General features: G+C 68.0%; 29 protein-coding genes and 4 tRNA genes. 19 read left to right on the plus strand and 14 right to left on the minus strand.

The window, feature by feature from the left end:
• Window positions 1-437 precede the first annotated feature (437 nt).
• The gene (locus tag CGUA_RS00740; RefSeq protein ID WP_290196724.1) at window positions 438-683 is read right to left on the minus strand and encodes a hypothetical protein; all 246 of its coding nucleotides are present in this window, start codon (window positions 681-683) and stop codon (window positions 438-440) included.
• A gap of 39 nt (window positions 684-722) precedes the next feature.
• On the opposite strand from CGUA_RS00740, the gene CGUA_RS00745 reads away from it, so the two are divergent.
• The 4 genes from CGUA_RS00745 to CGUA_RS00760 are packed head-to-tail and all read left to right on the plus strand — an operon-like array spanning window position 723 to window position 3,111.
• Window positions 723-1,175 (plus strand): hypothetical protein, encoded by a 453-nt coding sequence (locus tag CGUA_RS00745; protein WP_290196726.1) that lies wholly within the window; start codon window positions 723-725, stop codon window positions 1,173-1,175.
• A complete protein-coding gene (locus CGUA_RS00750; protein WP_290196728.1) occupies window positions 1,168-1,647 on the plus strand; it encodes a hypothetical protein in 480 nt (159 codons plus the stop codon). Before CGUA_RS00745 ends, CGUA_RS00750 begins: the two co-directional genes overlap by 8 nt.
• 40 nt (window positions 1,648-1,687) lie before the next feature.
• Complete coding sequence (locus CGUA_RS00755) at window positions 1,688-2,632, plus strand: hypothetical protein (RefSeq protein ID WP_290196730.1); 945 nt, start codon at window positions 1,688-1,690, stop codon at window positions 2,630-2,632.
• Window positions 2,633-2,643: 11 nt separating this feature from the next.
• A complete protein-coding gene (locus tag CGUA_RS00760; RefSeq protein WP_290196731.1) occupies window positions 2,644-3,111 on the plus strand; it encodes a GtrA family protein in 468 nt (155 codons plus the stop codon).
• Here CGUA_RS00760 and CGUA_RS00765 read toward each other — a convergent pair.
• The 5 genes from CGUA_RS00765 to CGUA_RS00785 form a co-directional block, all read right to left on the minus strand.
• Window positions 3,086-3,844, minus strand: a complete 759-nt coding sequence (locus CGUA_RS00765; RefSeq protein ID WP_290196733.1) for a CPBP family intramembrane glutamic endopeptidase — start codon at window positions 3,842-3,844, stop codon at window positions 3,086-3,088. The genes CGUA_RS00760 and CGUA_RS00765 overlap by 26 nt on opposite strands.
• Before the next feature lie 52 nt (window positions 3,845-3,896).
• A complete protein-coding gene (gene glfT1, locus CGUA_RS00770) occupies window positions 3,897-4,808 on the minus strand; it encodes a galactofuranosyltransferase GlfT1 (protein ID WP_290196735.1) in 912 nt (303 codons plus the stop codon).
• A 120-nt stretch (window positions 4,809-4,928) separates the two neighbouring features.
• On the minus strand, window positions 4,929-5,723 hold the full coding sequence (gene wzt / locus CGUA_RS00775) for a galactan export ABC transporter ATP-binding subunit Wzt/RfbE (protein ID WP_290196737.1): 795 nt from the start codon (window positions 5,721-5,723) through the stop codon (window positions 4,929-4,931).
• Window positions 5,724-5,726: 3 nt separating this feature from the next.
• Window positions 5,727-6,578, minus strand: coding sequence for a galactan export ABC transporter permease subunit Wzm/RfbD (gene wzm, locus CGUA_RS00780; protein WP_435383691.1), 852 nt, complete (start codon window positions 6,576-6,578; stop codon window positions 5,727-5,729).
• Window positions 6,579-6,632: 54 nt separating this feature from the next.
• A complete protein-coding gene (locus CGUA_RS00785) occupies window positions 6,633-7,058 on the minus strand; it encodes a hypothetical protein (RefSeq protein WP_290196742.1) in 426 nt (141 codons plus the stop codon).
• Window positions 7,059-7,200: 142 nt separating this feature from the next.
• On the opposite strand from CGUA_RS00785, the gene CGUA_RS00790 reads away from it, so the two are divergent.
• Window positions 7,201-8,487, plus strand: coding sequence for an aminotransferase class V-fold PLP-dependent enzyme (locus CGUA_RS00790; RefSeq protein WP_374725056.1), 1,287 nt, complete (start codon window positions 7,201-7,203; stop codon window positions 8,485-8,487).
• A gap of 49 nt (window positions 8,488-8,536) precedes the next feature.
• Here CGUA_RS00790 and CGUA_RS00795 read toward each other — a convergent pair whose 3' ends face one another.
• A complete protein-coding gene (locus CGUA_RS00795; protein WP_290196747.1) occupies window positions 8,537-9,496 on the minus strand; it encodes an NAD(P)H-quinone oxidoreductase in 960 nt (319 codons plus the stop codon).
• A gap of 75 nt (window positions 9,497-9,571) precedes the next feature.
• Between CGUA_RS00795 and CGUA_RS00800 the strand changes: the two genes are divergently transcribed.
• Window positions 9,572-9,656, plus strand: a tRNA-Ser gene (locus CGUA_RS00800).
• Window positions 9,657-9,750: 94 nt separating this feature from the next.
• Here the strand turns inward: CGUA_RS00800 and CGUA_RS00805 are convergent.
• From CGUA_RS00805 to CGUA_RS00820, 4 genes are read right to left on the minus strand one after another with little or no spacing between them, the layout of a single operon-like run.
• A complete protein-coding gene (locus CGUA_RS00805) occupies window positions 9,751-10,803 on the minus strand; it encodes a ThiF family adenylyltransferase (RefSeq protein WP_290196749.1) in 1,053 nt (350 codons plus the stop codon).
• A complete protein-coding gene (locus CGUA_RS00810; protein WP_290196751.1) occupies window positions 10,800-11,285 on the minus strand; it encodes a molybdenum cofactor biosynthesis protein MoaE in 486 nt (161 codons plus the stop codon). Before CGUA_RS00810 ends, CGUA_RS00805 begins: the two co-directional genes overlap by 4 nt.
• Window positions 11,275-11,754 carry a MogA/MoaB family molybdenum cofactor biosynthesis protein gene (locus tag CGUA_RS00815; protein WP_290196753.1) on the minus strand — a complete coding sequence of 160 codons (480 nt, stop codon included), beginning with the start codon at window positions 11,752-11,754 and terminating at the stop codon, window positions 11,275-11,277. Before CGUA_RS00815 ends, CGUA_RS00810 begins: the two co-directional genes overlap by 11 nt.
• A gap of 8 nt (window positions 11,755-11,762) precedes the next feature.
• Complete coding sequence (locus tag CGUA_RS00820) at window positions 11,763-12,953, minus strand: molybdopterin molybdotransferase MoeA (protein ID WP_290196755.1); 1,191 nt, start codon at window positions 12,951-12,953, stop codon at window positions 11,763-11,765.
• 99 nt (window positions 12,954-13,052) lie between these two features.
• Between CGUA_RS00820 and CGUA_RS00825 the strand changes: the two genes are divergently transcribed.
• A complete protein-coding gene (locus CGUA_RS00825; RefSeq protein WP_290198283.1) occupies window positions 13,053-13,307 on the plus strand; it encodes a MoaD/ThiS family protein in 255 nt (84 codons plus the stop codon).
• Here the strand turns inward: CGUA_RS00825 and CGUA_RS00830 are convergent.
• Together CGUA_RS00830 and hisC are read right to left on the minus strand one after the other, a co-directional pair.
• Window positions 13,304-13,717 carry a phage holin family protein gene (locus tag CGUA_RS00830; RefSeq protein WP_290196757.1) on the minus strand — a complete coding sequence of 138 codons (414 nt, stop codon included), beginning with the start codon at window positions 13,715-13,717 and terminating at the stop codon, window positions 13,304-13,306. The genes CGUA_RS00825 and CGUA_RS00830 overlap by 4 nt on opposite strands.
• Window positions 13,717-14,736 (minus strand): histidinol-phosphate transaminase, encoded by a 1,020-nt coding sequence (hisC, locus tag CGUA_RS00835; RefSeq protein WP_290196759.1) that lies wholly within the window; start codon window positions 14,734-14,736, stop codon window positions 13,717-13,719. Before hisC ends, CGUA_RS00830 begins: the two co-directional genes overlap by 1 nt.
• A gap of 90 nt (window positions 14,737-14,826) precedes the next feature.
• Between hisC and CGUA_RS00840 the strand changes: the two genes are divergently transcribed.
• The 7 genes from CGUA_RS00840 to CGUA_RS00870 all read left to right on the plus strand — a co-directional run bounded on the left by CGUA_RS00840 (window position 14,827) and on the right by CGUA_RS00870 (window position 20,214).
• Window positions 14,827-14,914, plus strand: a tRNA-Ser gene (locus CGUA_RS00840).
• Window positions 14,915-15,017: 103 nt separating this feature from the next.
• Window positions 15,018-15,093: transfer RNA gene (locus CGUA_RS00845), tRNA-Arg, on the plus strand.
• A gap of 128 nt (window positions 15,094-15,221) precedes the next feature.
• Window positions 15,222-16,028 (plus strand): VOC family protein, encoded by an 807-nt coding sequence (locus tag CGUA_RS00850; protein ID WP_290196761.1) that lies wholly within the window; start codon window positions 15,222-15,224, stop codon window positions 16,026-16,028.
• A gap of 237 nt (window positions 16,029-16,265) precedes the next feature.
• The gene (locus CGUA_RS00855; protein ID WP_290196762.1) at window positions 16,266-17,861 is read left to right on the plus strand and encodes an SLC13 family permease; all 1,596 of its coding nucleotides are present in this window, start codon (window positions 16,266-16,268) and stop codon (window positions 17,859-17,861) included.
• Between the two features lie 2 nt (window positions 17,862-17,863).
• Window positions 17,864-19,252, plus strand: a complete 1,389-nt coding sequence (gene mgtE, locus CGUA_RS00860) for a magnesium transporter (RefSeq protein ID WP_290196764.1) — start codon at window positions 17,864-17,866, stop codon at window positions 19,250-19,252.
• Between the two features lie 20 nt (window positions 19,253-19,272).
• A complete protein-coding gene (locus CGUA_RS00865; protein WP_290196766.1) occupies window positions 19,273-20,064 on the plus strand; it encodes a VOC family protein in 792 nt (263 codons plus the stop codon).
• Window positions 20,065-20,138: 74 nt separating this feature from the next.
• Window positions 20,139-20,214: transfer RNA gene (locus CGUA_RS00870), tRNA-Arg, on the plus strand.
• Window positions 20,215-20,309: 95 nt separating this feature from the next.
• Here CGUA_RS00870 and CGUA_RS00875 read toward each other — a convergent pair.
• Window positions 20,310-21,341 (minus strand): prephenate dehydrogenase, encoded by a 1,032-nt coding sequence (locus CGUA_RS00875; RefSeq protein WP_290196768.1) that lies wholly within the window; start codon window positions 21,339-21,341, stop codon window positions 20,310-20,312.
• Between the two features lie 39 nt (window positions 21,342-21,380).
• On the opposite strand from CGUA_RS00875, the gene CGUA_RS00880 reads away from it, so the two are divergent.
• The 5 genes from CGUA_RS00880 to CGUA_RS00900 all read left to right on the plus strand — a co-directional run bounded on the left by CGUA_RS00880 (window position 21,381) and on the right by CGUA_RS00900 (window position 23,288).
• Window positions 21,381-21,866 carry a tRNA adenosine deaminase-associated protein gene (locus CGUA_RS00880; protein ID WP_290196771.1) on the plus strand — a complete coding sequence of 162 codons (486 nt, stop codon included), beginning with the start codon at window positions 21,381-21,383 and terminating at the stop codon, window positions 21,864-21,866.
• Window positions 21,867-21,910: 44 nt separating this feature from the next.
• Window positions 21,911-22,348 carry a nucleoside deaminase gene (locus CGUA_RS00885; protein WP_290198284.1) on the plus strand — a complete coding sequence of 146 codons (438 nt, stop codon included), beginning with the start codon at window positions 21,911-21,913 and terminating at the stop codon, window positions 22,346-22,348.
• A gap of 68 nt (window positions 22,349-22,416) precedes the next feature.
• On the plus strand, window positions 22,417-22,662 hold the full coding sequence (locus tag CGUA_RS00890) for a hypothetical protein (protein ID WP_290196774.1): 246 nt from the start codon (window positions 22,417-22,419) through the stop codon (window positions 22,660-22,662).
• A gap of 181 nt (window positions 22,663-22,843) precedes the next feature.
• The gene (locus CGUA_RS00895) at window positions 22,844-23,038 is read left to right on the plus strand and encodes a hypothetical protein (protein WP_290196775.1); all 195 of its coding nucleotides are present in this window, start codon (window positions 22,844-22,846) and stop codon (window positions 23,036-23,038) included.
• Between the two features lie 46 nt (window positions 23,039-23,084).
• Window positions 23,085-23,288 carry a CsbD family protein gene (locus CGUA_RS00900; protein WP_290196778.1) on the plus strand — a complete coding sequence of 68 codons (204 nt, stop codon included), beginning with the start codon at window positions 23,085-23,087 and terminating at the stop codon, window positions 23,286-23,288.

A 23,288-nucleotide genomic window follows, 5' to 3' on the forward strand; every position in this document is an offset into this window, starting at 1 on the left:
GCGCTCGACCGAGGTTAATCGGTCGACGGAGTCCTGAAAAAGCATACTCCGAGTGTCACTGATCATACGTAACTAACGCTGTGATTGTTATCGCTTCTTATGTGTGAATCCCCCGCCCGCTGATAACGGGGCGGTTTCCCTATGGTCAACATATGATCCGGCGGCCGATCTTTCCTTTTGTCTGAACAACAGATGAGAGACAATTGAAGTCAGTCAAGCAGGCCACCGCTTGATCGACACCTAAAGCTCTCAATCGGAGAAAGGAGTAGAAGCCATGTTGTCATCTCTCTTGCTGACCGTCTTCGTCGGCCTCGGGACCATTCTGTACAACGTGCTGGTGTTCCTCATCGGCCTCTTCTAGGATGGCGCACCGCCCCCGACCCGTCGCCCGCTTCGCGACGGGTCACCTTTGTGTCTGAGGTCCGACACCCTGTCTTCTAATACAGGTCCATGATGTCACGAATCTCAGTGGGCAGCTCCTGCTCCGTGGTGATCGTCGCTCCACCCGACTCCTGGTGTTCACGCAAAAGCTCGTAGACGCGGGTGCGGTCCACCGAGTCCAGCAGCGGCAGCTCCTGCGCCATGAGCCGCACCATGAAGTCGCTCAGGGGAGCGGTGGTGAACTGGGCGGCCATGTGGGTTCCGTGCCGGACGTCCTCGGGGTCCTGTTCTTTTCTGCGCATGCCTCCCAGGCTAGTCCAGTGCCCGTTAGACTCCTGGGCATGGCCACGTCAGATACCGATTACTACGCCCTCGACGACACTCTCGCTGGTCGGCTCGCCCAGGCCGGACTTGCCGGCGCGATGATCGCCGTGCCCGATGTCATCCCGGTCGGCCGCGGCCGTCGCACACTGGCGCGCCTGGGGGTCGCCGCCGTCGGCGTCACCGCGGCCGCCCTCGCCAACTACGTCGACGAGGACCCGGACAACGATGATCCGGCGCGCCTCGTCGCGGAAATGGGCGCCGACAGCGTCGCCCGGACGTGGGCGCTGCTCGGAGCCGGCGGCGCCGCCTGGGCATTGGCCGCCCGCGGCGCCTCCTCCGCGGCCGGGCTGCTGCGGGCGGGCGGCGTCGAGAAGCCCTACCTGCTCCTCGGCACCCTCGCGTCCGCCGGCGTCTTCGCCGTTTCCCAGCGCCAGCACCACGACACCGACCGCCGGAGCACCCATGTCTGAGTCCCGCCCGATCCTCGCCGTCACTGACCGCCGACCCGAACACACGGTCATCTGGCACGTCCAGACCGACCCCGGCGCCGCCGCCGTCCTTTCGGGAGCCTGGCTTGCCGACGCCGAGCAGACCGAGACCCTGCTCACCGGCGCCGTCGAGCTCCCGGTCGGCAGTGACGCCCTGACCCGCATCCATGAGGCCATCGTCGCCGACCTCACCCGGTTGCGCGCGGCGGCCAAGGCCGCCAAGGAAGCCAAGCCCTCTCTGACCGTGCCCCGCTTCGAGGCCCCCGAGACCCCGGACCCCGCGTCGCTGCTGGACAGCTACCACGGTGAGGAGGGTGCCGGGGAGGCATGGGCCCACGCCGTGGCCACCGCCCAGCTCGTCGACGCCTGGCGCGCCATCGAATCCCAGCGCCGCTCCCGCGCCTACCTCGTCGAGGAATTCGGCGCCGAGCAGCGGCCGCTGCCGCTGGGATAAGGCCCGCGCCGGGAATCCGGAAATCGTTACGCTGGGGCCCATGAGTTCCGGACGCCGCGACAGCGATGCGAGTCACACGGCTGAGGTCACCGACCTCGACGCCGTGCGGGCGCGGCGTGCCGCCACCCGGGCCTCGGCTCCGGAACCCCCCGCCCGGCATCCCCGCACCGTGATCCTCCACGTCAGCCACGTGCGCTCAGACGCGGAGGCGCACCGCCAGATCGGCGTCGACGATTCCCTCACGCTCAAGGATCTCTGCGCCGTCCTCGCCACCGCCTTCCGCCTCCCGCACCACGCCCCCTGGACCCTGCACGGCGAGAACCACCGGCTGCCCAGCGACAAGACCATCGCCGAGGTCCTCGGCCGCACCGGCTCCCGCATCGGCGTCCACTGGGGGCTGTGGCAGTTCCTCGTCGAGACCGTCGACTCCTGGCCCCGCGACGCCGGCACCCCCTGGGCGTTGTGCATCGGCGGCTCCGGCGACTTCGCCGAGCAGCCCTTCGACATCACCGAGATCAACCGGGAACTCACCGGCGACACCGCCGCCGACGCCATCCTCGCCACCACCCGGGCCGAGGTGAGCGACCTCATCGAACGCGCGCAGATCCACGACTTCATCCCGCTGCTGCAGGCCCTCGACCTGGCCCGTGACACCGGCCTGTCCCGGTCGGTCCGCGACACGCTCGCGCAACTTCCGGTGGAGGAGGACCCCGCCGGCCGCGACGCCTTCTGGGTCTGCGCCCTCGCCCTGGGTTCGCTGGCCGATGAGGCCCTCGCCCACGACATCCTCGAGGGCACCATGCAGGCTCTGGGCTGGGTCAACGATGACGGCACGGCCCTGTCCGGCCACGACGTCCGTGAGCTCTGCCTGGCCTCACTGCGGATCCTGGCCAGCGTCGGCGGCTACGGCGAGGAGGCGCTCCCGGCATTGGATCGACTGGACATTTACCGTCAGCTACTCGGTTCCGGCGGGGCCGCGGGGTAGGCTGGGCCGCTGTGACCGTTCACAACGCAGCCAAGGCCGACCGCGACCACTCCCTGAAACGACAGCTCACCAGCTTCATCGGAATCGGGATGTTCACCGCGCTCATCGACTGGGGCACCACCATGGCGCTGCAGTTTTTCGGCGTCCAGCGCGAACTGGCGAAGGTCGTCGGCTGGGTGTTCGGCACCCTGGCCGCCTACATGCTCAACTCGAAATACACGTTCAAGGCGAAGATCACCCCGAAGAAGGCCGTCGCCGTCTTCGTGCTCTACGCCAGCACCCTCGGCATCCAGGTCTTCCTCTACTGGGCGACCGACGCCCCCCTGCAGGCCCTCGGCCTCGGAGGAGTGGTCAAGGACACCATAGCCTTCGTCATCGCCCAGGGTGTGGCGACCGTCACGAACTTCGTGCTCCAGCGCACCGTCGTATTCAAGGATCGCAAGCCCACCCGAATCATCGAGGACGTGCGGCCGAGCTAGTCGGGGCCACTCGCAGCCTGTCCCGGACCCCCGCGCCGTAGAGCAGCCAACCGCCGTAGACGACCAGGACCACAGCGCCCGCGACCACATGCACCACCCCGTCCGTCGGTCTCGCCAGCGCGGCCACGGCGTTGTAGAGGACATGCGCCACGATGACGGCGTGCAGGTTCCCGGTAGCCATCACCACCAGGGTGAAGATCAGCCCGACGACCGTGGCGTTGACGATCTGCAGCGCCGTGTCCTCCGCGCCCTGCCCGATGAGGAGGCTGAATGCATGCCCGACGCCGAAGGTCAGCGCGCTGACCATTACGGCCCAGACCGGCCGGTTCTTCTGCAGCAGCGCCTGCAGCAGCATCCCGCGGAACAGTACCTCCTCGAGGAACCCCACGAACAGGGCGTGGGCGAGGACGGCACCCACCACAGGGGCCGCCAGATCGGTGCGGAACCCGAAGGCGAGCGGCAGGGCCACCAGGAGAAGAAGCGGGAGGTGGAACCACACCCGCCGGGCGGGAACGTCGGCGGGGACGCCCAGCCCGATCCGCTTCCCGATGCCGGTGCGCCACAGGTAGAGGGCCAGGACGACGGCCAGGGCACCCAGTGGCGGCGCCGCCGACGCCTGGACGGACCACCCCAGGGCGAGTCCGATGTTGACCGCGGCCACGGAGAGGAGCAGGTAGAAGGTGAGCCAGAGAAAGAAGTGCCGGAGCTGATCACGTGCGAATAAGCGACTCATGCGCTCATCACTGCCTTAGGTCAGGTGTGCATCTGGCCTCCAGCCTACGGCACTAGGGCCGTCGGAAATCCTCGTTGGCGCCCCTTTTCAGGAGACGCAGCCAGCGCAGGAACTCCCGCGGATTCCTCCGCTGGACCAGGAAGAACCAGCCGAAGCGCGGGATCTCCTGCAGCGCCAGCTTCCGGTTGCCCGGCTGTGACAGCAGGTAGCCACGGTTGCGGTAGGTGAAGAAGCGCTTGAACTCACCCTCCGGGTACTGGGCGTGCATGCGTCCGCCCAGAATTGGCTTGAACTCGTCTGAACCGTCCGGGTGCAGATAGAAGGCGTCCAGCGCCGTGCCGTAGCGCAACCCGGACCTGCTCAGACGGCGGTGGTACTCGACCTCGTCGCCGCGGATGAACAGGCGGTAGTCGGGCACGCCGATGATCTCCGTGGCCTTCGCGCTGATCAGGGCGCCATTGAAGAGCGAGGCATAGTTCTCCAGGAAATCACCCGCCAGCTCCTCGACGCGCCGGTGCCAGGTCGCACCCTGGCGCAGCGGGAACGCGAGTTTCCCCGGGTCGTCGATATTGCACACGGTGGGGGAGACCTGGTGCAGCTTCCGTTCCACCGCCACCCGGTACTGGGTCGCGAGCGTGTCCTCGTCCGCCGGGCGGCCGTCGTCGTCGGCGCACCAGATCGCGTCCGCGCCCAGGGCCAGGGCGTGGAGGAAACCGTAGGCGAAGCCGCCCGCCCCGCCCAGGTTGGTGCGCGAGGGCAGGTAGACGCCCCGGTCACCGGCGATCTCCGCGACCAGGTCCCTGACTGTGTCGTCCGCCCCGTTGTCGACCACGATGATCCACTCGACCGGGTGGGTCTGCGCGGCCACGATCGCCAGCGAGTGGCGCAGCAGCTCCACCCGGTTGTGCGTGACGATGACCGCGGCGGTCGTGCCCGACGGATCCAGGTACGGAATTTCACTCATGTGGTTCATAGTGCCACCCGCGGCCGTATCCATGCGGTTGCGCGGTGCCCGATTCTGCATTCTGAAATTGGCGACCAGGGAAAACGTCCACGTCGGTGCAGAATCGGGCACCGACGCCCGTTAGGAATCCTCGTGCGCGAAGCGCTTCTGCAGCGAACGGATGTGCGCGCCGGCCTCCCTGCCCTCATAGGCCTCGACGACATCCTCGACCAGGCCAGCTTTCTTGACCTGGCCGTGGTCGATCCACAGGGCGGTGGTGCACAGCTGGGCGAGGAAGTCGTTGGAGTGGGAGGCGAAGACGAGGATGCCGGACTTCTTCACCATCTCCTGGAGGCGGACGCGAGCCTTGGCCATGAAGGCGGCGTCGACGGCGCCGATGCCCTCGTCGAGAAGCAGGATCTCCGGCTCGATCGAGGTGACCACGCCCAGGGCCAGGCGCACGCGCATGCCGGTGGAGTAGGTGCGCAGGGGCATGTCGAGGTAGCCGCCGAGCTCGGAGAAGTCGGCGATCTCCTCCATCTTGTCCTTCATCTGCTTGCGGGTCTGACCGAGGAAGAGCCCGCGGATGATGATGTTCTCGTAACCGGAGATCTCCGGGTCCATGCCCACACCCAGGTCGAACACGGGGGCGACGCGGCCACGGACGTCGGCGACGCCGCGGGTCGGCTCATAGATGCCCGACAGCAGGCGCAGCAGCGTCGACTTGCCGGCGCCGTTGTGGCCGACGAGGCCGACACGGTCACCCTCACGCAGGTGCAGGTTGATGTCCTTGAGCGCCTCGACGACGACGGTGTTCGCCTCGTTCTTGCCGATCGCGCCGCCCGCAGAAGAAAGTACGGCCTTCTTCAGCGAGCGGGATTTGGCGTCGAAGATGGGGAAGTCGACGCAGGCGTCGTATGTGTCAATAGAAACCATGATTTACACCCAGTAACTGACGCGGAATCGCCACTGTCGCATGGCGATGAGCGTGATGATAATGCCGACGACGGTGCAGGCGAGCACGATGAGCCAGTGGTAGAGCTCAACGTGGTTGCCCAGCAGTGGGGCGCGGACGATTTCGAGGTAGTGGAACAGCGGGTTGATCTCGACGATGCGTGCCTGTGCGGCGACCTCGCCGCCCTGCGCTTCGAGGGTCCGGGTGGTCCACACGATCGGGGTGACGTAGAACGCCAGCTGCACGAGCGCCTCGAGCAGCGGGGCGACGTCGCGGAAGCGGGTCGCCACCATGCCGAAGAACATGGCCACCCACACACCGTTGAGGATGAGCAGCAGCAGCGCCGGGAGCGCCAGCACAACTTCCCAGGTCAACGGGATGCCCAGGAGCGGAACCATCACCACCCAGATGATGATGTTGTGCAGGAAGAAGAGGAACTGCCGCCACACCAGACGGTAGACGTGCACGGACAGGGCGGAGGGCAGCTGCTTGATCAGGCCCTCGTTCTCGATGAAGACGTTGGCGCCGTCCTTGATGCAGCCGGAGATGAATCCCCAGACGATGAACCCGACCGTGACGTGCGGCAGGAATTCGCGCCACTCCATCTGGAACAGGAGGGCGTAGAGGAACCCCAGGGCCACGGCCATGACGCCGGTGGCGATCGTGATCCAGAACGGGCCCAGCGTGGATCGTCGGTAGCGCTGCTTGATGTCCTGCCAGCCGAGCTGCAGCCACAACTCGTACTGGCCGAATCCGCGTACGAGGTCGGCGAAAGCGGCCGTGAATGTCTTGGACCGGGACGCCGGGACCTGGTGGCCGGCGGTCGCCCCGGTCATCCGGGCGACGTCCGCCCGCAATTGTTCGGAGGATGACTGTTGCACGCTCATAGCCTATCCCGCCGGTTCCTCCGGTTCCGATTGCGACGGGCTCGGCTTCGGGTCGGTGGACGGGTCGGTGGACGGTTCGAGGAGCAGATACCAGCCGTCCTCCCGCTCCTCGCACCTTTCCTCGGCGTGGGCCTCGCAGACCTGTTCGTCGGGGTAGGGGCCGAAGAGGCGGGCGTCGGAAAGCTCGGTGGCGGCGGGGTCGCCGATGGCCCAGCGGGTCGCGGTGGCGGTGACGGTCGTCTCGGCGACGGTCGCCGTCACCGTTGCGGTGACCGTGCGGCCTTCGCTGAGGGTCTCGGTGGCCGGGGCCGGGGCGGTGACTGTGGCGGTCGGTGACTCCGCGTCGCGGAGGTGGTCCGGGACGGTGCAGGAGGTGAGCGTGCCTGCCAGCACGGCGCTGAGGGCGAGTGCGCGCAGGGGTCGGGTCACGTCGGCTCCAATCGGGTCTCTGGGCGTGCTGCCAGCATAAACCAGGGTGCGTCCCGGCAAGCGTCGGCTGTGGCGCAAGTGAATGGGCTATTCTCATGGGTCTGCGTAAGATTCTTCGGACGTGCATACTTGGAGCAGAAGTATGGGACCTCGGACAGGTGAAAGGGGTGTGCCGGTGACCGACGACGACCGTTATGACGTGGCCCGCGTGCGTGGCCTGTACACCAGTCTCGGTGACGGCTGGACGTACCTCAACGCCCACGACAGTCCCCAGGTTCCTGAGCGCGTCTCCTCTGCGGTCGCGCGTTCCTTCCGCACCGCCACGGCGGTCTCCCGCCCCGAACCGAGCTCCGGTTCCCACGCGCGTCCGCAGCTGCCGGGCCACTCCGCCGGCGCCTCCTTCATCGATGACGCCCGCCTCGCCGTCGCCGACCTCGTCGGCGGGAGCGCCGGCGCCGTCGTGCTGGGCCCCTCCCTGCCGGTGCTCTACAGCATGCTTGCCGACGCCATGCGCCCCCTCCTGCGCCACCAGTCCTCCATCGTGCTGTCCGGGCTTGACTCCGAGCTGCTCAGCCGCCCCCTGGCCAACGCGGTCTCCGACGTGCGCTGGGCGAAGCCGGACCTCGGAACGGGCGAGCTCCCGGGCTGGCAGTACAGGGACCTGGTGGACGGTTCGACCCGCCTGGTCGCGTTCTCCGCGGCGCACGGGCTGCTGGGCACGGTCGCGCCCGTGGCCAGCATCGTTGAGGCCACCCGCGAGAACTCCCGCGCCTGGGTGCTGGTCGACGCCTCCTCCTACGCCGCGTACCGCTACGTCGACATCGACGAGTGGAACGCCGACATCATCGCCGTGGACCTGGGTCAGCTCGGTGGCCCGCAGCTGGCTGCGCTGGTCTTCCGCGATGAGGCGATGTTCAAGCGGCTGCGTTCCCTGCATCCGCGGTACGCGGACTCGGAGGTCACTGCGGGGAAGCTGACGACCCCGATCTCACCCGGGCTGGCCGGCGGCGTCTCCCCGACGGTCGACCACCTCGCCGGTCTGGTGCCCGCGCCGGGCTCCCGCCGCAAGCGCCTGGCCGCGTCGATGGCTGAGCTGGACAACTACCTGGGCACCCTGCGCGACGATCTCGTCCTCTACCTCGGCTCTCTCTCTTCGGTTCACATCCTCGGACTGACCGGGGAGGCCGCCTCCGGTGCGAACGAGGACCGTCTCCCGCGCCTGTCCTTCGGGGTGCAGGGCGTGCCCGCCGACATGGTCCAGCACCGCCTCTACGACAACGGCCTGGTCACCACCCTCGCACCGGCCATGAGGGTCCTCACTGAGATGGGCGCCGACGAGATCGGCGGCGCCATCACCGTCGCGCTCGGCCCCTTCACCACCTCCGCGGACATCGACCACCTCGTCCGCGTGGTGGCCTCCCTGGCCTAGGCCGGCGCGTTTCGACCGGGCTCGCAAGCCGGCGGGGAAGCGAGGGGGATTAAGGCATCTGCAGGACCAGTTTGCCGGTCACCTCGCCGGAGTCGAGCATCTCGTGGGCGCGGGCGGCCTCGGTGACGGGGATGACGTCGTGAATGTGGGGGACCACGCGGGCGTCAGCAAGCATGGGCCAGACATTCTTCACGGTATCGGCGACGATGGCGGCCTTGTCGTCGAGGTTGCGGGCGCGAATGGTCTGCGCCGTGATCGACTGGCGGCGCGGCAGCATGCGGCCCAGATTCAGCTCGGCCTTGACGCCGCCCTGCACGCCGATGACGACGAGGTGGCCGTCCAGGGCCAGACAGCGCATGTTCCTGTCGAGGTAGGACGCGCCCATGATGTCGAGGATGACGTCGCAGGAGTCCCGGAGCTTCTCGACGAAATCCTCCTCCCGGTAGTTGATGAGGATGTCCGCGCCCAGCTCGCGGCACGTCTCGAGCTTCTCCGCGGACCCGGCGGTCACCGCGACCTCCGCGCCGAGCGCCTTCGCGATCTGGATGGCGATCGTGCCGATGCCCCCCGCGCCGCCGTGGATCAGGATGCGCTGGCCGGCCCGCAGCCCGGCGGTCATCACGATATTGGACCATACGGTGCACGTCAGCTCCACGACGGCTGCGGTCTTCACCAGGTCATACCCCTCCGGGACGGGGGTGAGCTGGCCGACCGGCACCGCCACGTACTCGCCGTAGCCGCCGCCCGCGAGCAGGCAGCCGACCTCTTCGCCGACCTCACGTTCCGTGTCCCCGGCGTCCACGATGGTGCCGGCGGCCTCGAGGCCGAGAACCTCGGAAGCGCCGCGCGGGGGCGGGTAATGCCCGCGGGTCTGGGCGAGGTCACCACGGTTGACGCCCGCGGCCGCGACCTTGACCAGGACCTCGCCGGGGCGAAGCTCCGGGGTGTCGACCTCCCGCCATTCGAGTGAGCGCGGGACGTCTGGGTCTGTCTGAACGATTGCCTTCATGGCCACCAGGGTAGGCAATTCCCGGCCCGCGGGCCCCTCGACTAAGATAACCCCGTGCGCATCATGCGCGAACCGGGAGATGTGGCAGAGCGGCCGAATGCACTGGTCTTGAAAACCAGCGAGGGTCAAACCTCCGGGGGTTCAAATCCCCCCGTCTCCGCCGACAAGATCGGGGTCAGACCCCTCTGTGCCGTTGAGGTGGGAGGGGTCTGACCCCGTTTCCGGTTGTCGGGGCCGCGGTGCGGAGCCTGCCCCTAGGCCTGCGCCTCCAGCCAGGCGTCGATGCCGCCGCGGAGGCTGAGGAGACCGGCGTGGCCCTGCTTCGTGAGGGCCTCGACCGCGCGGGCGGAGCGGACACCGCCGGCGCAGTAGACGACGACGGGGCGCTCGGTGTCGATCTCGGCGGGGACCGTGCCGGCAAGGATCTCGCCGAGGGGAACGTGGACGGAGCCGGGGATCGCGAAGTGGGCGACCTCCTCGAGCTCGCGGACGTCGATGAGCACGGCGTTCTCGGGAATCTCGTCAACCTCCGCCACCGAGACCGTGACCGCCGGTTCCTGGCGGGCGGGCTCCTCACTCAGCAGACGCCGCGTGACCGCCGGGTTCGCCGTCAGCGGGACGTACTCCCAGGTCCCGGCCATGCCGTCGTAATAGCCGAGCCTGCCGAGCAGGGGCGTACCCAGACCGGTGAGCAGCTTGAGGGCCTCCAGAGCCATCGTGGAGCCGATGACGCCGACCAGCGGGCCGAGCACGCCCGCCTGCGAGCAGGAGGGCACCGCGCCGGGCGGCGGGGGAGCGGCGAAGACGTCCTCGTAGACAGGGCCATGCCCGGCCCAGAAGACGCTGGTCTGGGCCTCGTGGCCGAGGATGGATCCCCACACGTGGGGGATTCCCAGCCGCGCGGCGCTGGTCGACGCGATGTGCCGGGTGTCGAAGTTGTCCGCCCCGTCCATGATCAGGTCGGCGCCTTCGAAGGCCTCGCGGGCGTTGGCCCAGGTCAGGCGCTGAGCGAAAAGCCGCAACGACACCTCCGGGTTGAGTTCGCGCATCGCCTCAGCGGCGGACTCGGCCTTGGGGCGGCCGACCCCGGCGGTGGTGTGGATGACCTGTCGGTGCAGGTTGGAGGTGTCGACGACGTCGTCGTCGATGATGGTCACCGTGCCCACGCCCGCGCCGGCGAGGTAGAGCAGGGCGGGGGAGCCGAGGCCGCCGGCGCCGATGACGGCCACGTGGGCGTCGGCAAGCTTGCGCTGGTTCTCCGCGCCGAAGAGGGTGATCTGGCGGCGGTAGCGGATGAGATCGGTCATTCCAGGCCCACCCATTCGGTCGGGCCGTCGATAAGCTCCTGCTCCTTCCAGATGGGCACCTCGGCCTTGACCCGGTCGGCGATCTCGGCGCAGGCGGCGAAGGCCTCGGCACGGTGGGCGGAGGCGGCAAGCACCACGAAGGCGGCCTCGCCGATGGGGATCGTGCCGGTGCGGTGCGCCGCCCACACCCGGGCGTGCGGGTGCTCGCGGATGACGGACTCGCAGACCTCGCGGATCTTCTGGTCGGCGGTCGGGTGACAGGTGTAGGTCAGCGTCGCCACGCGCTGGCCTCCGTCATGGTCGCGGACGAGGCCCTCGAAGGTGACCAGCGCGCCCATGGCCCGGGTGACGGTGTCCTCCCTGGCCTCGGCGAGCAGCGGCTCGAGGGGCTCGGCGGTCATGAAAGCGGTGATGACCTTGCCCGTCTGCTCCTGGACGTACGCGGGGTCGGTGGCCGGATCGTGGTGGTTGTTAGTGCTCATGGACGCCTTCCAGCATGTCGACAATCGGGACGACCAGGTCGTTCAACACGGTGCAGCCGTCTTTTACTCCCCCGCGTGAACCCGGCAGGGTCATGATGAAGGTCGTGCCCGCCACGCCGGCGACCGCGCGGGAGGCGACGGCGGTCGGGACGGTCTTCAGACCCTCATTCCAGAACGCCTGGACCACCCCGGGCAGCTCCCGCCTGATGTGCGGCCGCACGGCCTCGACGGTGCGGTCGTCCTCGGTCAGGCCGGTGCCGCCGGAGGTGAGGATGACGTTGGGGATGTCGGCGAAGGCGAAAACCTCGTCGATGACCGTCTTGATCTCCGCGTCGGGCACGACCAGTGGGTTCGGTGTGTCGAAACCCTTGGAACGCAGAAAATCCACGGCGATGGGGCCAGATTGGTCCTCGTAGATTCCTGCGGCGGCGCGGGTGGAGGCGACGATGACGAGACCGGTGCGGGACATGAAGCTCCTTAGTGGAAGGGGTAGACGGTGACGGCGTCGCCGCGGTTGAGGGTGGTGGCGGCCGGGACACGGATCAGGGCGTTCGCGTCGACGGCCTGGGCGATGAGGTGGCTGCCCGCGCCGCCGACGCCGACCGCCCGGAGGCTGCCCCGCTCGTCGACGCGGATGCGCCCGCGCAGGAACTGGTCGCGGTGGCCGGCCAGGCCGTGGCGTTCCTCGTCGAGAAGCGCGGTGACCGGTGTCGGCGCACGGCCGAGCGTCGGGGCGACGAAGAGGAGGAAGGACACGAGCGTGGAGACCGGGTTGCCGGGCAGGCAGATCACCGGCACGCCGGCCAGACGGGACAGCCCCTGCGGGCCGCCGGGCTGCTGGTCGACGTGGCCGAACCAGCCGCCGGGTTCGAGGATCTGGCGCACGACCTCGAATTTGCCGGCGCTGATGCCGCCGGAGGTGACGATGGCGTCGGGAGAATGCTTCTCGACGCTCGCGGTCAGGCTCTCCCGGAGCTTCACCGGATCGTCGTCGGTGGCCACGTGCGCGACGACCTCGATGCCGTAGCACCGGGCCAGCGCGCGCAGCATCGGGGTGTTCGAGTCGGGGATGCTCGCCGCGCCCGGGCCGCCGATTTCGGCGCCGCCGGTGGAAACGATGATGCGGGCGCGCCGGGTGACCGGCACGGTCTCGATGGCCTGCCCGGCCAGGGCGGCGACGCCGGCGGCGGTGATTTCGGCGCCGGCCTCGAGGAGGACGTCGCCCGCGGCCAGGTCGGTGCCCGCGCGACGGACGTACTGGCCGTGTTCGACGGCCGGAACGTGGATGAACTCACCCTCCTCCGCGAAAGTGCCCGGGGTGGTGTCCTCGACGGCGACGACGCTCGTCGTGCCCCGCGGCACCTTGGAGCCGGTCATGACGGGAACGATCGCGCCGTTGATCCCGTCCGGGTAGACCTCGTCCGGGTCCGTTCCCGCCGGGATTGTCCTGCCCACCCGGAACTGCCCCGGCGTCGCGGTCACGTGGTTGACGGAGAGCGCGTAACCGTCCATCTGGGAATTGTCGAAGCGGGGTGAGTCAAAGGCGGCGGTGACGTCGACGGCCGACACGCGCCCGGCGGCCTCGGCCACCGGAACGTGCTCGGCCTCGAGGATGACGTCGGCCAGTAGTCGGCGAACCGCCTCGAGGTGCTGCTCGGGTGAGCGCATTGCTTCTCCAATAGGTCTGATTTTAGGTCAATCACAGGACATCATACGCGGACCTGGCGGTGGACTTTCCGCCCGGACACGGGGCATAGTTGGGGCGTGATTGACGTTCATTATTTCGCCGCCGCCCGGGCCGCGGCCGGCACGGACCGTGAATCGGTGCCCGCCGCCGCCACGCTCGGTGAACTCCTGGACGCCCTCGCCGCCGAGCATGAGGGCACCACCGATGCGGGCATGACCCTGGCGGAGATCTTCCTGCGCTGCACCTTCCTCGTCGACGGCGCCAACTCCGGCCGCGACACCCAGCTCATCGACGCCACCCGCGTCGACGTGCTGCCGCCCTTCGCCGGCGGTTAGTGCCTCCGGAAGCCGCCGGTCAGCAGACCGAGCGCGCCACGGACCACGGCCAGCACCGCCGCCCCGATCAGCGCCGGCACAAAACCATCGACGAACAGGCCCAGGCCCAGCTGCCCCGAGACCCAGGCGGTGAGCCAGAGCACGACCGCGTTGATCACCAGTGCGAACAGGCCCAGCGTCACACAGGTCACCGGTGCGCCCAACGTCCTGAGGATTGGCCCGATGACCGCGTTGACCAGGAGGAAAACCACCGCCACCGCGAGGAACATCAGCGCGTGGTCGTACTGTCCGTCGGTGTAGACGGTGGTCTCCGGCGGCAGGATGCCGATCCCCGGGACCAGGGCGGTCACCGCCCACAGGCCCAGGGCAGTGACGATGACGTCGAGGACAAGCTTCAGCAGGGCGCCCATCAGAGACCGGCGGCCTTCCAGGCGTCGAGAAGCGTGCGGGCCTCGCTCCCGGTGGTCACGGTGACGCGCACGCCCTCCGGGAAGGAACGGACCAGAACGCCCTGTTCCGCCAGCTTCTCGGCGATGTCGGGCGCGGCGCCCCGGAGCCAGACGAAATTGCCCTGTGAGCGCGGGGCCCCGAGGGCGTCCGCGACCTCGTCACGGACGGTGACCGTCTCCTCGGTGCGCTCCATGAGCTCGTCGGCCGCGGCCAGGGAGGCCAGCGCGCCCGCCTGGGCGACGGAACTGACGGAGAAGGGAATCGCGACCTTGTTGAGCGCCTCGATGATCCTCTCGGCGCCGAAGACGTAGCCGACGCGCACGCCAGCCAGCCCGTAGGCCTTGGAGAAGGTGCGCAAACCTACGACGTTGCCGTGCCGGGTGATGGCTTCGGTGGCGACCGGGGTGTCCTCGGCGCGGTTGTACTCGAAGTACGCCTCATCCAGGCCCACGACGACATCCGCGGGAACCTTCGCCAGAAACTTCTCGAACTCCTCGTTGCTGAACGTGTTGCCCGTCGGGTTGTTCGGGTTGCACAGGAAGATCAGGCGGGTGCGGTCGGTGATCTTCGCCGCCATCGTGTCCAGATCATGCGAACCGTCCGCCAGCAGCGGGACCGGCACCGCGGTGGCGCCGACCACCTGCGTGAAGATCGGGTACGCCTCGAAGCTGCGCCACGGGAAGATGACCTCGTCGCCCGGCGCGGCGGTGATCTGGACCAGCTGCTGGCACAGCGCCGAGGACCCCGTGCCCACGGCCACCTGCGCCGGGGTCACGCCCAGGTGATCGGCCAGCGCCTCCCTCAGCTCGACCGCGCCCATGTCCGGGTACCGGTTGGCCCCGGCGGCGGCCTCCGCCATCGCCCGGGTGGCCGACGGCAGCGGCGGCAGGGACGTCTCGTTGGAGGAGAGCTTGAGCAGGGCGTCGTCCCGCTTGCCGGGGACGTAGGCGGGAAGGCTGTCGAGGTCTGCGCGGATCATGCTTCCCGAGTGTAACCCCACCCTGGTTTGTCTCAACGAGGACCTTGCAGTTAACATGGGCCGAGGTTTCCGGACCTTTGTCCGGAACCTGGAGACGTGCCAGAGTGGCCGATTGGGGCTCCCTGCTAAGGAGTTGACCGTGTAATGCGGTCCGCAGGTTCAAATCCTGTCGTCTCCGCCCGAGGGAACGCCCGGCAGCACACCGCTGCCGGGCGTTTCGCGTTCCTGGGCACGTGATTTGGTTACCCGCGGTGAACCTGGCTAACATTGCTCACAGCAACGCGCCCGTAGCTCAACGGATAGAGCATCTGACTACGGATCAGAAGGTTGGGGGTTCGAATCCCTCCGGGCGCACCACAGGACAACCCCGCGGTCGAGGCCGCGGGGTTGTCGCGTTTCCTAGTTCCCGGAACGGAGCCGCACTGCCGGGGCGGGGGCGCGTTTCGTCCCGCCCGGATCCGGGGTCGGGGTCGTAGTCTGATGGCATGCGTATCACTCACGGCGATCCCGCCTGGCTTGAATTGACGACTCCCGACGTCGCCGGGGCGATGGAGTTCTACCGCGCGCTTTTCGGCTGGGAGTTCTCGCAGCCGGATCACCTGCCGGACGGCTACTACCTGGCCACCCTCCACGGGAGAGAGGTCGGCGGCATCACCAGCTCCGTCGACGAGGAGACCGGGGAGAAGATCTTCGAGACCTCCTGGAAGACCTTCCTCGCGGTCGACGATCTCGCCGAGACCACCGGCCGTGTGCCGTTGGCGCACGGCCGCATTCTGGTCACGCCGACGACGATCCCCGGTTCCGGCGCCCTGTCGATCGTCGAGGGCCCATGCGGTGCGCTGCTGGGACTGTGGAGCTCCGACACCGTCGACAAGTTCGACGTCGGCGGTGGCCACGGTCAGCCATGCTGGTTCGAGCTGATGTCCACCAACTTCGACTCCTCGCTGGACTTCTACCGTGACGTGCTGGGGTGGGACTACCACTACATCGCCCGCGACGGGACCATGACCAGGGAACCGGGCGCGGAGGCGAAATACCGGTACGCCGTCAACGGGGACACCGGGGCCGCGACGGTGGGCATCTATGACGCGGTGTCGGTGCTCGACGAGGACACCGGCAGCCACTGGCGGATGTACCTGGCGGTGTCCGACATGGAGGCGGCGTTGGCGGGCGTCGAGAAGCAGGGCGGTGCAATCGTCGAGGGGCCGAAGCGCTCGCCCTTCGGCACGGCCACGGAGATCGCCGACCCCCAAGGCGCACGTTTCCACATCGTGGAGAACCCCAGGGCCTGATTCCCCGGGCCGGGAGGCACTCCGGGGGTGGTGGGGGTTGTTTCCTAATGGGGACGTTTCCCGTGGTCGCTCCGGTGGGACTCCGTTTCTTTAATGTTTAAACACTGTCACAAAGTTCAGAACTCCCTGTAAACGTGGTTAACATCGGGCTACCCCATGGCGCCCCGACACCTGCTGTGGGTTTAGTCCCTTTCCCGAGCAATCGGGATGCGTGCATAACACTGAAAGTTGAGCAGCATGACCCAAGCGACACAGGCGACGGACACACCTCAGTTCCGTCAATCAGAGGGTGATCTCGCCGAGAACCGGCCTCCCCGTGAAGTGAATTTCCAGTACTTCGGACTGTTCATCGGCCTCGTGCTCGCGGCGCTGATCTACGTCTTCTTCCCGGCCAACGCCGTGGAGCTGGTCGAGCAGTCCGTCGGCGCCGACCCCGAGACTGAGTACACCCACCACGCGCTGCGCGTCACCGCCGCGGTCACCGTCCTCATGGGAGCCTGGTGGATGACCGAGGCCATCCCGCTGGCCGCCACCGCCCTGGTGCCGATCATCATCTTCCCGCTGGCGCAGGTCGCCCCGATCAGCACGGTCGGCGCGCCCTACGCCTCCGCCACGATCTTCCTCTTCCTCGGCGGTTTCCTGCTGGCCATGGGCCTGCAGCGCTGGGACGTGCACCGTCGCATCGCGCTGATGGTCGTCCTCGCCGTCGGCACCAGCCCGAAGCGGCTCATCCTCGGCTTCATGGTCGCCACCGGCTTCATGTCCATGTGGGTCTCCAACACCGCGACCGCCGTCGTCATGCTGCCGATCGGCATCTCCGTGCTCAAGCTGACCGCCGACACCGTCGGCGGCATGCACAACCAGAAGAAGTTCGCCACGGCGCTCATGCTGGCCATCGCCTACGCGGCCTCCATCGGCTCGCTCGGCACCCTGATCGGCACCCCGCCCAACGCGCTGCTGGCCGGTTACATGGAGACCTCCCACGGCATCACCATCGGCTTCGCCCAGTGGATGCTCGTGGGCCTGCCGGTCGCCATCATTTTCACGGCGCTCGCCTGGCTGGTGCTCATCACGGTCTTCAAGCCGGAGATGGACGAGATCCCGGGTGGCCGTGCGCTGATCAAGGAGGAGATCGCCAAGCTCGGCCCGTGGACCGTCCCGCAGATCGCCGTCACGCTCATTTTCGCGGCCGCGGCCGTCGCCTGGATCGTCGTTCCGCTGGTGCTTGACGCGCTGGGGACCGAGTTCATCTACGACGACGCCGTCGTCGGCATCATCGCCGGCCTGCTCATGTACGCCATCCCGGGCCGCAAGGACGGCGTGAAGCTGCTCGACTGGAAGACGACCAACGACGGCGTCCCGTGGGACGTCCTGCTGCTCTTCGGCGGCGGCCTGGCCCTGTCGGGCATGTTCACCAAGACCGGCCTGTCGCTGTGGATCGGCGAGGTGGCCAAGGGCCTCGGCAACCTGCCGACCGTCCTGCTCATCTTCGCGGTCGCCGCGCTGGTGCTCGTCCTCACCGAGTTCACCTCCAACACCGCGACCGCCGCCACCTTCCTGCCCATCATGGGCGGCGTCGCCACCGGCATCGGCCTGACCGAGGGCGGCAACGAGCACAACGTGCTGCTTCTGACCATCCCGGTGGCCCTGGCCGCGACCTGTGCGTTCATGATGCCGGTCGCCACCCCGCCCAACGCCATCGCCTACGGCTCCGGCTACGTCAAGATGGGCGAGATGCTCAAGGGCGGCTTCTGGCTCAACGTCATCGCCGTCTTCCTCATCACCGCCACCGTCTACCTCATCGCGATTCCCGTGTTCGGATTAGTTTTGTAGGTATGACGTCTGCGCAGCATCCCCCGAGCCCGAACGACCGGATCGTTCGGGCTCGTCGGGATCTGGACAAGTTCCTCCGTGATCCCGACCCGAATCCCGAGCGGGCCGAGGACGTCGCCGGGCAACTGGCGACCCTTCCCCTGTCCGAGGTCATCGACATCCTCGAGCGGTCCACCCCGGTCCGGGCCGCACTGGTGCTGCGCATGCTGCCCCGCGCCCGCGCCATCCTCGCCTTCGACGCGCTCGACGCGGCCCACCAGAGCGACCTGGTCGGCGCGCTGTCCGATGACGCGGTCAGCGACTATTTCGGGGCGATGGAGCCCGACGACCGTGTCTCACTCCTCGACGAGCTGCCCGCCGAGATCGCCCAGCGGCTGCTCCACAGCCTGGATGAGCGGGACAAGGACACCACCTCGCTGGTCCTGGGCTACGAGAAGAACTCAATCGGCCGTCACATGTCCCCGGACGTGCCGATGATCCGGGCGGGCCAGACCGTGGGGGAGGCGTTGGCCAGCCTCCGCGCCCAGAACGACCACGTCGAGACCATCTACACCGTGCCCGTGGTCACCTCCGATCACCGCCTCGTGGGCGTGACCAGCCTGCGCACGCTGTTCACCGCGGATGAGGACGTCCCCGTGGTCGACCTGATGTCGGAACCGATCTCGGCGACCACCTCGGCGGAGGACGAGGAGACCGCCCGCCGGTTCCTGGCGCTGGACCTGCTGGCTCTGCCCGTCGTCGACGACAGCGGTCGGCTGGTCGGGATCCTCTCCAACGACGACGCCTTCGACATCGTCGAGGACGCCGATGACGAGGACACCGCCCGGTCCGGCGCGGCCGAGCCGCTGAGACAGCCTTACTTGACGACGCCCGTGTGGCGCCTCGTGCGCTCCCGCGTCGTCTGGCTGGCGGTCCTGGCGCTCTCCGGCCTGCTGACGGTCACCGTCCTCGACACCTTCGAGGACGCCCTGGCCTCCGCGGTCGTGCTCAGCCTGTTCATCCCGCTGCTCACCGGCACCGGCGGCAACACCGGCAATCAGGCCGCCACCACCATCACCCGCGCCCTGGCGCTCGGCGACGTCCGCCGCCGCGACGTCTTCGCCGTCATGTGGCGGGAAGCCCGGGCCGGTCTCCTACTCGGACTGCTGCTCGGCGGCACCTTCAGCCTCCTCCTCGGTTTCTTCTACGGACCCCAGATCGGCCTCATCCTCGGGCTCACGCTGCTGATCGTGTGCACCCTCGCGGCGACCGTCGGCGGGGCCATGCCGATCCTCGCCAAAGCTATTGGCGCAGACCCGGCCGTCTTCTCCAATCCCTTCATCACCACCTTCGTCGACGCCGCCGGACTCATCATTTATTTCCTCATCGCCAAGGCCGTGCTGGGAATCTGAGCGGGCGTACTCTCGGGCGCATGACCACCACTCACGGCGATCCGATCTACACGGATCTGTTCACCCGCGACCTCGCCGGCGCCGTCCACTTCTACTCCACCCTCTTTGGCTGGGACATCGTCGACTCCGGCCCCGAATTCGGCCACTATCACCTCGCCAGCTACCGGGGGACCCCCGTCGCGGGCATGATGAGCTCCCTGTTCGGACCCGAGGGCCCCTCCGACACCCCGCTCGGACCCACCGCCTGGGGCGTGAGCCTCCACGTCACGGACATCGACGCCACCGCCGAGGAAATAGTCCGTGCCGGCGGCGGCATCACCTCCGGCCCAATGGAGGTGGGAGACCTCGGCATCAGCGCCCAGGCAACGGACCCCGCGGGCGCGGGATTCGGACTGTGGCAACCGAGCGGTTTTCGCGGCATCGACGGCGCCACCGGCCCCCACGTCCCCTCCTGGTTCGAGGTCATGAGCACCGACTACGACGCCGCCTGCGCCTTCTACACGGACGTCTTCGGCTGGACACTGACCTACACCGCGGCGGACGGGTCTTCCCGGGAGGAGCCCGGCGCGGGGGATTTCCGCTACGCCACCAATACCCGCCAGACAGCCGGCATCTGCGACGCCTCCGGATTCTCCGACCGCTCCTACTGGCGCCACTACCTCCCCGTCGACGACGTCGACGCCGCCGCGGTCCGGCTCTCCGAGCTGGGCGGCACTGTCCTTGACGGGCCGACGGATTCCCCCTTCGGTCGCCTCGCCACCGTCGCCGACCCCCAGGGGGCAAATTTCCAGATCATCACCATGGCTCGATAACCTGGCGTTTTGTTGTTGAGGGTGCAGGGCGTGTAATCTCATTTCTCGTTGCCAGCGAGTCTGGCGGCAGGTACGCGCCCGTAGCTCAACGGATAGAGCATCTGACTACGGATCAGAAGGTTGGGGGTTCGAATCCCTCCGGGCGCACCACAGGACAACCCCGCGGTCGAGGCTGCGGGGTTGTCACTTTTCCCGTTCCCTGAAAGCAGTCGCCCTTTCGGTCGACTCCTTTCAGGGCGCGCGATCTAGAAGATCTCGATCCGTCCGCCCAGGTCCTCGGTCTGGGCCAGCTGGCGGACCCAGTTCGGGCCGCCCGGGTGCAGGCGCAGGACGGGGCGGGAGGAGATCTTGACCGGCGAGACGGATTCCTTGCGGGCGCCGGAGCGGGCCTCGAGGCGCACACGTGTGCGGTGCCCGGCCTCGACCAGTTCGGAGACGTCAGGTTTCTCGGAGTCCAGGCCGGCCCGGGCGTCGTGGAGTATCGCGATGAACTCGTCGAGGGCGGCGACCAGCGCGTCGGCGTTGGACTCGCACATCGCACGCTGCAATTCCGGGGCGGTGCCGGCGACGCGGGTGGCGTCCTTGAAGGAGCCGGCGGCCAGCGACTGGGCGAGGGTGCCGCCGTTGTCGCCGACGATGGAGAGCGCGGAGGCCACGACGTGGGGGAGATGGCTGACGCGGGCGACGGCGGCGTCGTGGTGTGCGACGCGGGCGGGGACGGCCTCGGCCTTGACGGCGTGGGTGAGGCGGACGACGTCGCTGAAGATGTCAATCCATTCCTGGGGGACGCGTTCTCCGGCGGCGTCGAGTTCGGCCGCGTAGTCGTAGGTGACGACCCAGGCTGCGCGATTGAACAGGCCCTCCCGGGAGGCCCGCCAGCCGGAGAATTCGGTGCCGGCCATGGGATGGCCGCCGACGTAGCGGGACTCGAGGCCGCGGGCGCGGATTTCCTCGTAGACCGGCTTCTTCACGCTGACGACGTCGGTGATGCCGCAGTGGGGGGCTAGCTCGACGATCTTGTCCAGGAGGGGGCCGACGGCGCCCATCGGTACGGCCAGGACGATGAGCGCGTTGTCCTCGGCGGCCCGCCGGAGGACGGCGTCGAGGTCGTCGGAGGCGTCGAAGCCTTCCCGCACGGCGGTGCGGGTGCCGGAGGTCGACCGGTTGTAACCGTAGACGGAGAGGCGGCCCGCGGCCGTGAGGTCGCGCAGCAGGGAGCCGCCGATCAGGCCGAGGCCGACAATGCAGACAGGACGCTTCACATCAAGAGCTTTCACGGTGACAAGTATGCCTCACACGCGCTACGCTCACCGATTATGAAGGACTACAGCTTCGCCGTCACCGTCACCCGTGACGGCGCTGAGTGGCAGGTGCGCACGTTCCGTGACGCCTTCGACGATCCGCAGGTGGCGGTCGACACGGTCCGTAATCTGCGCAGTGAATCCGCGTCCTTCGCCATGCTCTGCGTGGAGAACGAGTACTTCGTCATCGTCCGTCCCCACCCGGAGCGCACCCGCTTCCTGCTTTCCGACGCCACGATGGCCGTCGACGACGACTACGCCGCCGACATTCTCGACGAACTGGGCGTTGAGGTGCCGGACGTGGATCCGGAGGAGCTCGACGACATCGACGGCTGGCCCGACGGTGACTTCGACATTCTCGAGGATCTGGGTCTGAGCGAGGAGGTCCTGAGCGTCCTCGCCGAGGATGAGGACGCCTGGCCGGTGGAGTCCCTCATGAGGATCGCCGAGGAACTGGGTTTCGACGAGGAGCTTGCCGACGCCGCCGGCGTCGACCTGTGAGGGTGCTGCCGCGGGAGGAGGGGCGGGTGCGGGCGGAACTTCGGATGCGTCGCGCCCTCGAGATCGCCCGCACCGAGACCCCGGCGGGCGACATTCCCATCGCCGCCGTGATCTACGACGCCGACGGGGTGGAGTTGGCCTGGGGGACGAACCGTCGGGAAGCGGACGGGGACCCGACGGCGCACGCGGAGGTCGTCGCGCTGCGCGCTGCGGTCGGGCGGCACGGTGACGGGTGGCGGCTGACCGGTTGTGAACTCGTCGTGACGGTGGAGCCGTGCATCATGTGCGCGGGTGCGATCGTCAACGCGCGTGTCGGCTCCGTGGTCTACGGGGCGGCCGAACCGAAGACCGGGGCCGCAGGTTCCCTGGTCGACGTGCTGCGGGAGCCGCCGGGGCTCCACCACCCGCAGGTGCGCGCCGGGGTGCTGGCCGAGGAGGCCACCGGCCTGATGACGGGGTTCTTCTCCGAGCTGCGTGGCTGATAGACCGGGCAGGTAGCATCACGACCGGAGGCGATTCAGCGTTACTCCGCGACACTCAGGGAGAAGACATGAACTTCATCGACAAGGCCAAGAATTTGGCCGGAGAAGCGATCACCCGGGCCAAGGACGCCGCGGCGAACATCGACGCCGACGTGATCCACGAGCAGGTCGATAAGCTTCAGGAGCGGATCGGCAACGAGAAGGTCAACGAGCAGATCGACAACCTGCAGGAACGTTTCGGCGGCGACAGCATCACCGGTACCGTCGACGGTCCGCTGGACGCTGAGGCCGATCCGGAGCACCCCGCTCCGTAGACGGTCGTCAGGAATGCGCCGCCCCGTGCTGACGGGGCGGCGCATTCTGTCTTTTTCCTTGAGGTGGCCTCATAGTGTGGTGAGCGTCATAGAAAATCATGGCGGCCCGGAAAACTCGCCGTTACGCTGGTTGATGTAAGCCACAACGAATGAGTGAGGCGGGTGATCAACTATGGGAATCATGGACAGGGCCAAGGACGCCGCCCGGAACCTCGACAAGGACCAGGGGAACCGGGCCGTCGACCAGGGCCAGGAGAACCTCGACAACGAGGAAATCAACAAGCGCATCGACGACGCCCAGGAGAAGTTCCACGGCGACCGCCAGGAACGCTTCGGTGGCGAGACCAGCGAAGAATTCGACGAAGACCAGCGGTAGACAATCACCGATACACGATCACTGACCAAGGAATAAGGAGATAGACATGGGAGACATTCGAAACAAGGCGGAGGAGCTCGGCGGCAAGGCCAAGGAGGTCGCCGGCGAGGTCACCGACAACCGTCGACTCGAGAACGAGGGCAAGGCGGATCAGACCAAGGCGCAGGCGAAGGACAAGCTCTCCGACGCCGGCGAGGCCATCAAGCACAAGAGCGACGAGGCGCTGGGCAAGTTCCAGGACCGGAAGTAG

The sequence above is a fragment of the Corynebacterium guangdongense genome (assembly GCF_030408915.1).
Taxonomy (GTDB): Bacteria; Actinomycetota; Actinomycetes; order Mycobacteriales; family Mycobacteriaceae; genus Corynebacterium; species Corynebacterium guangdongense.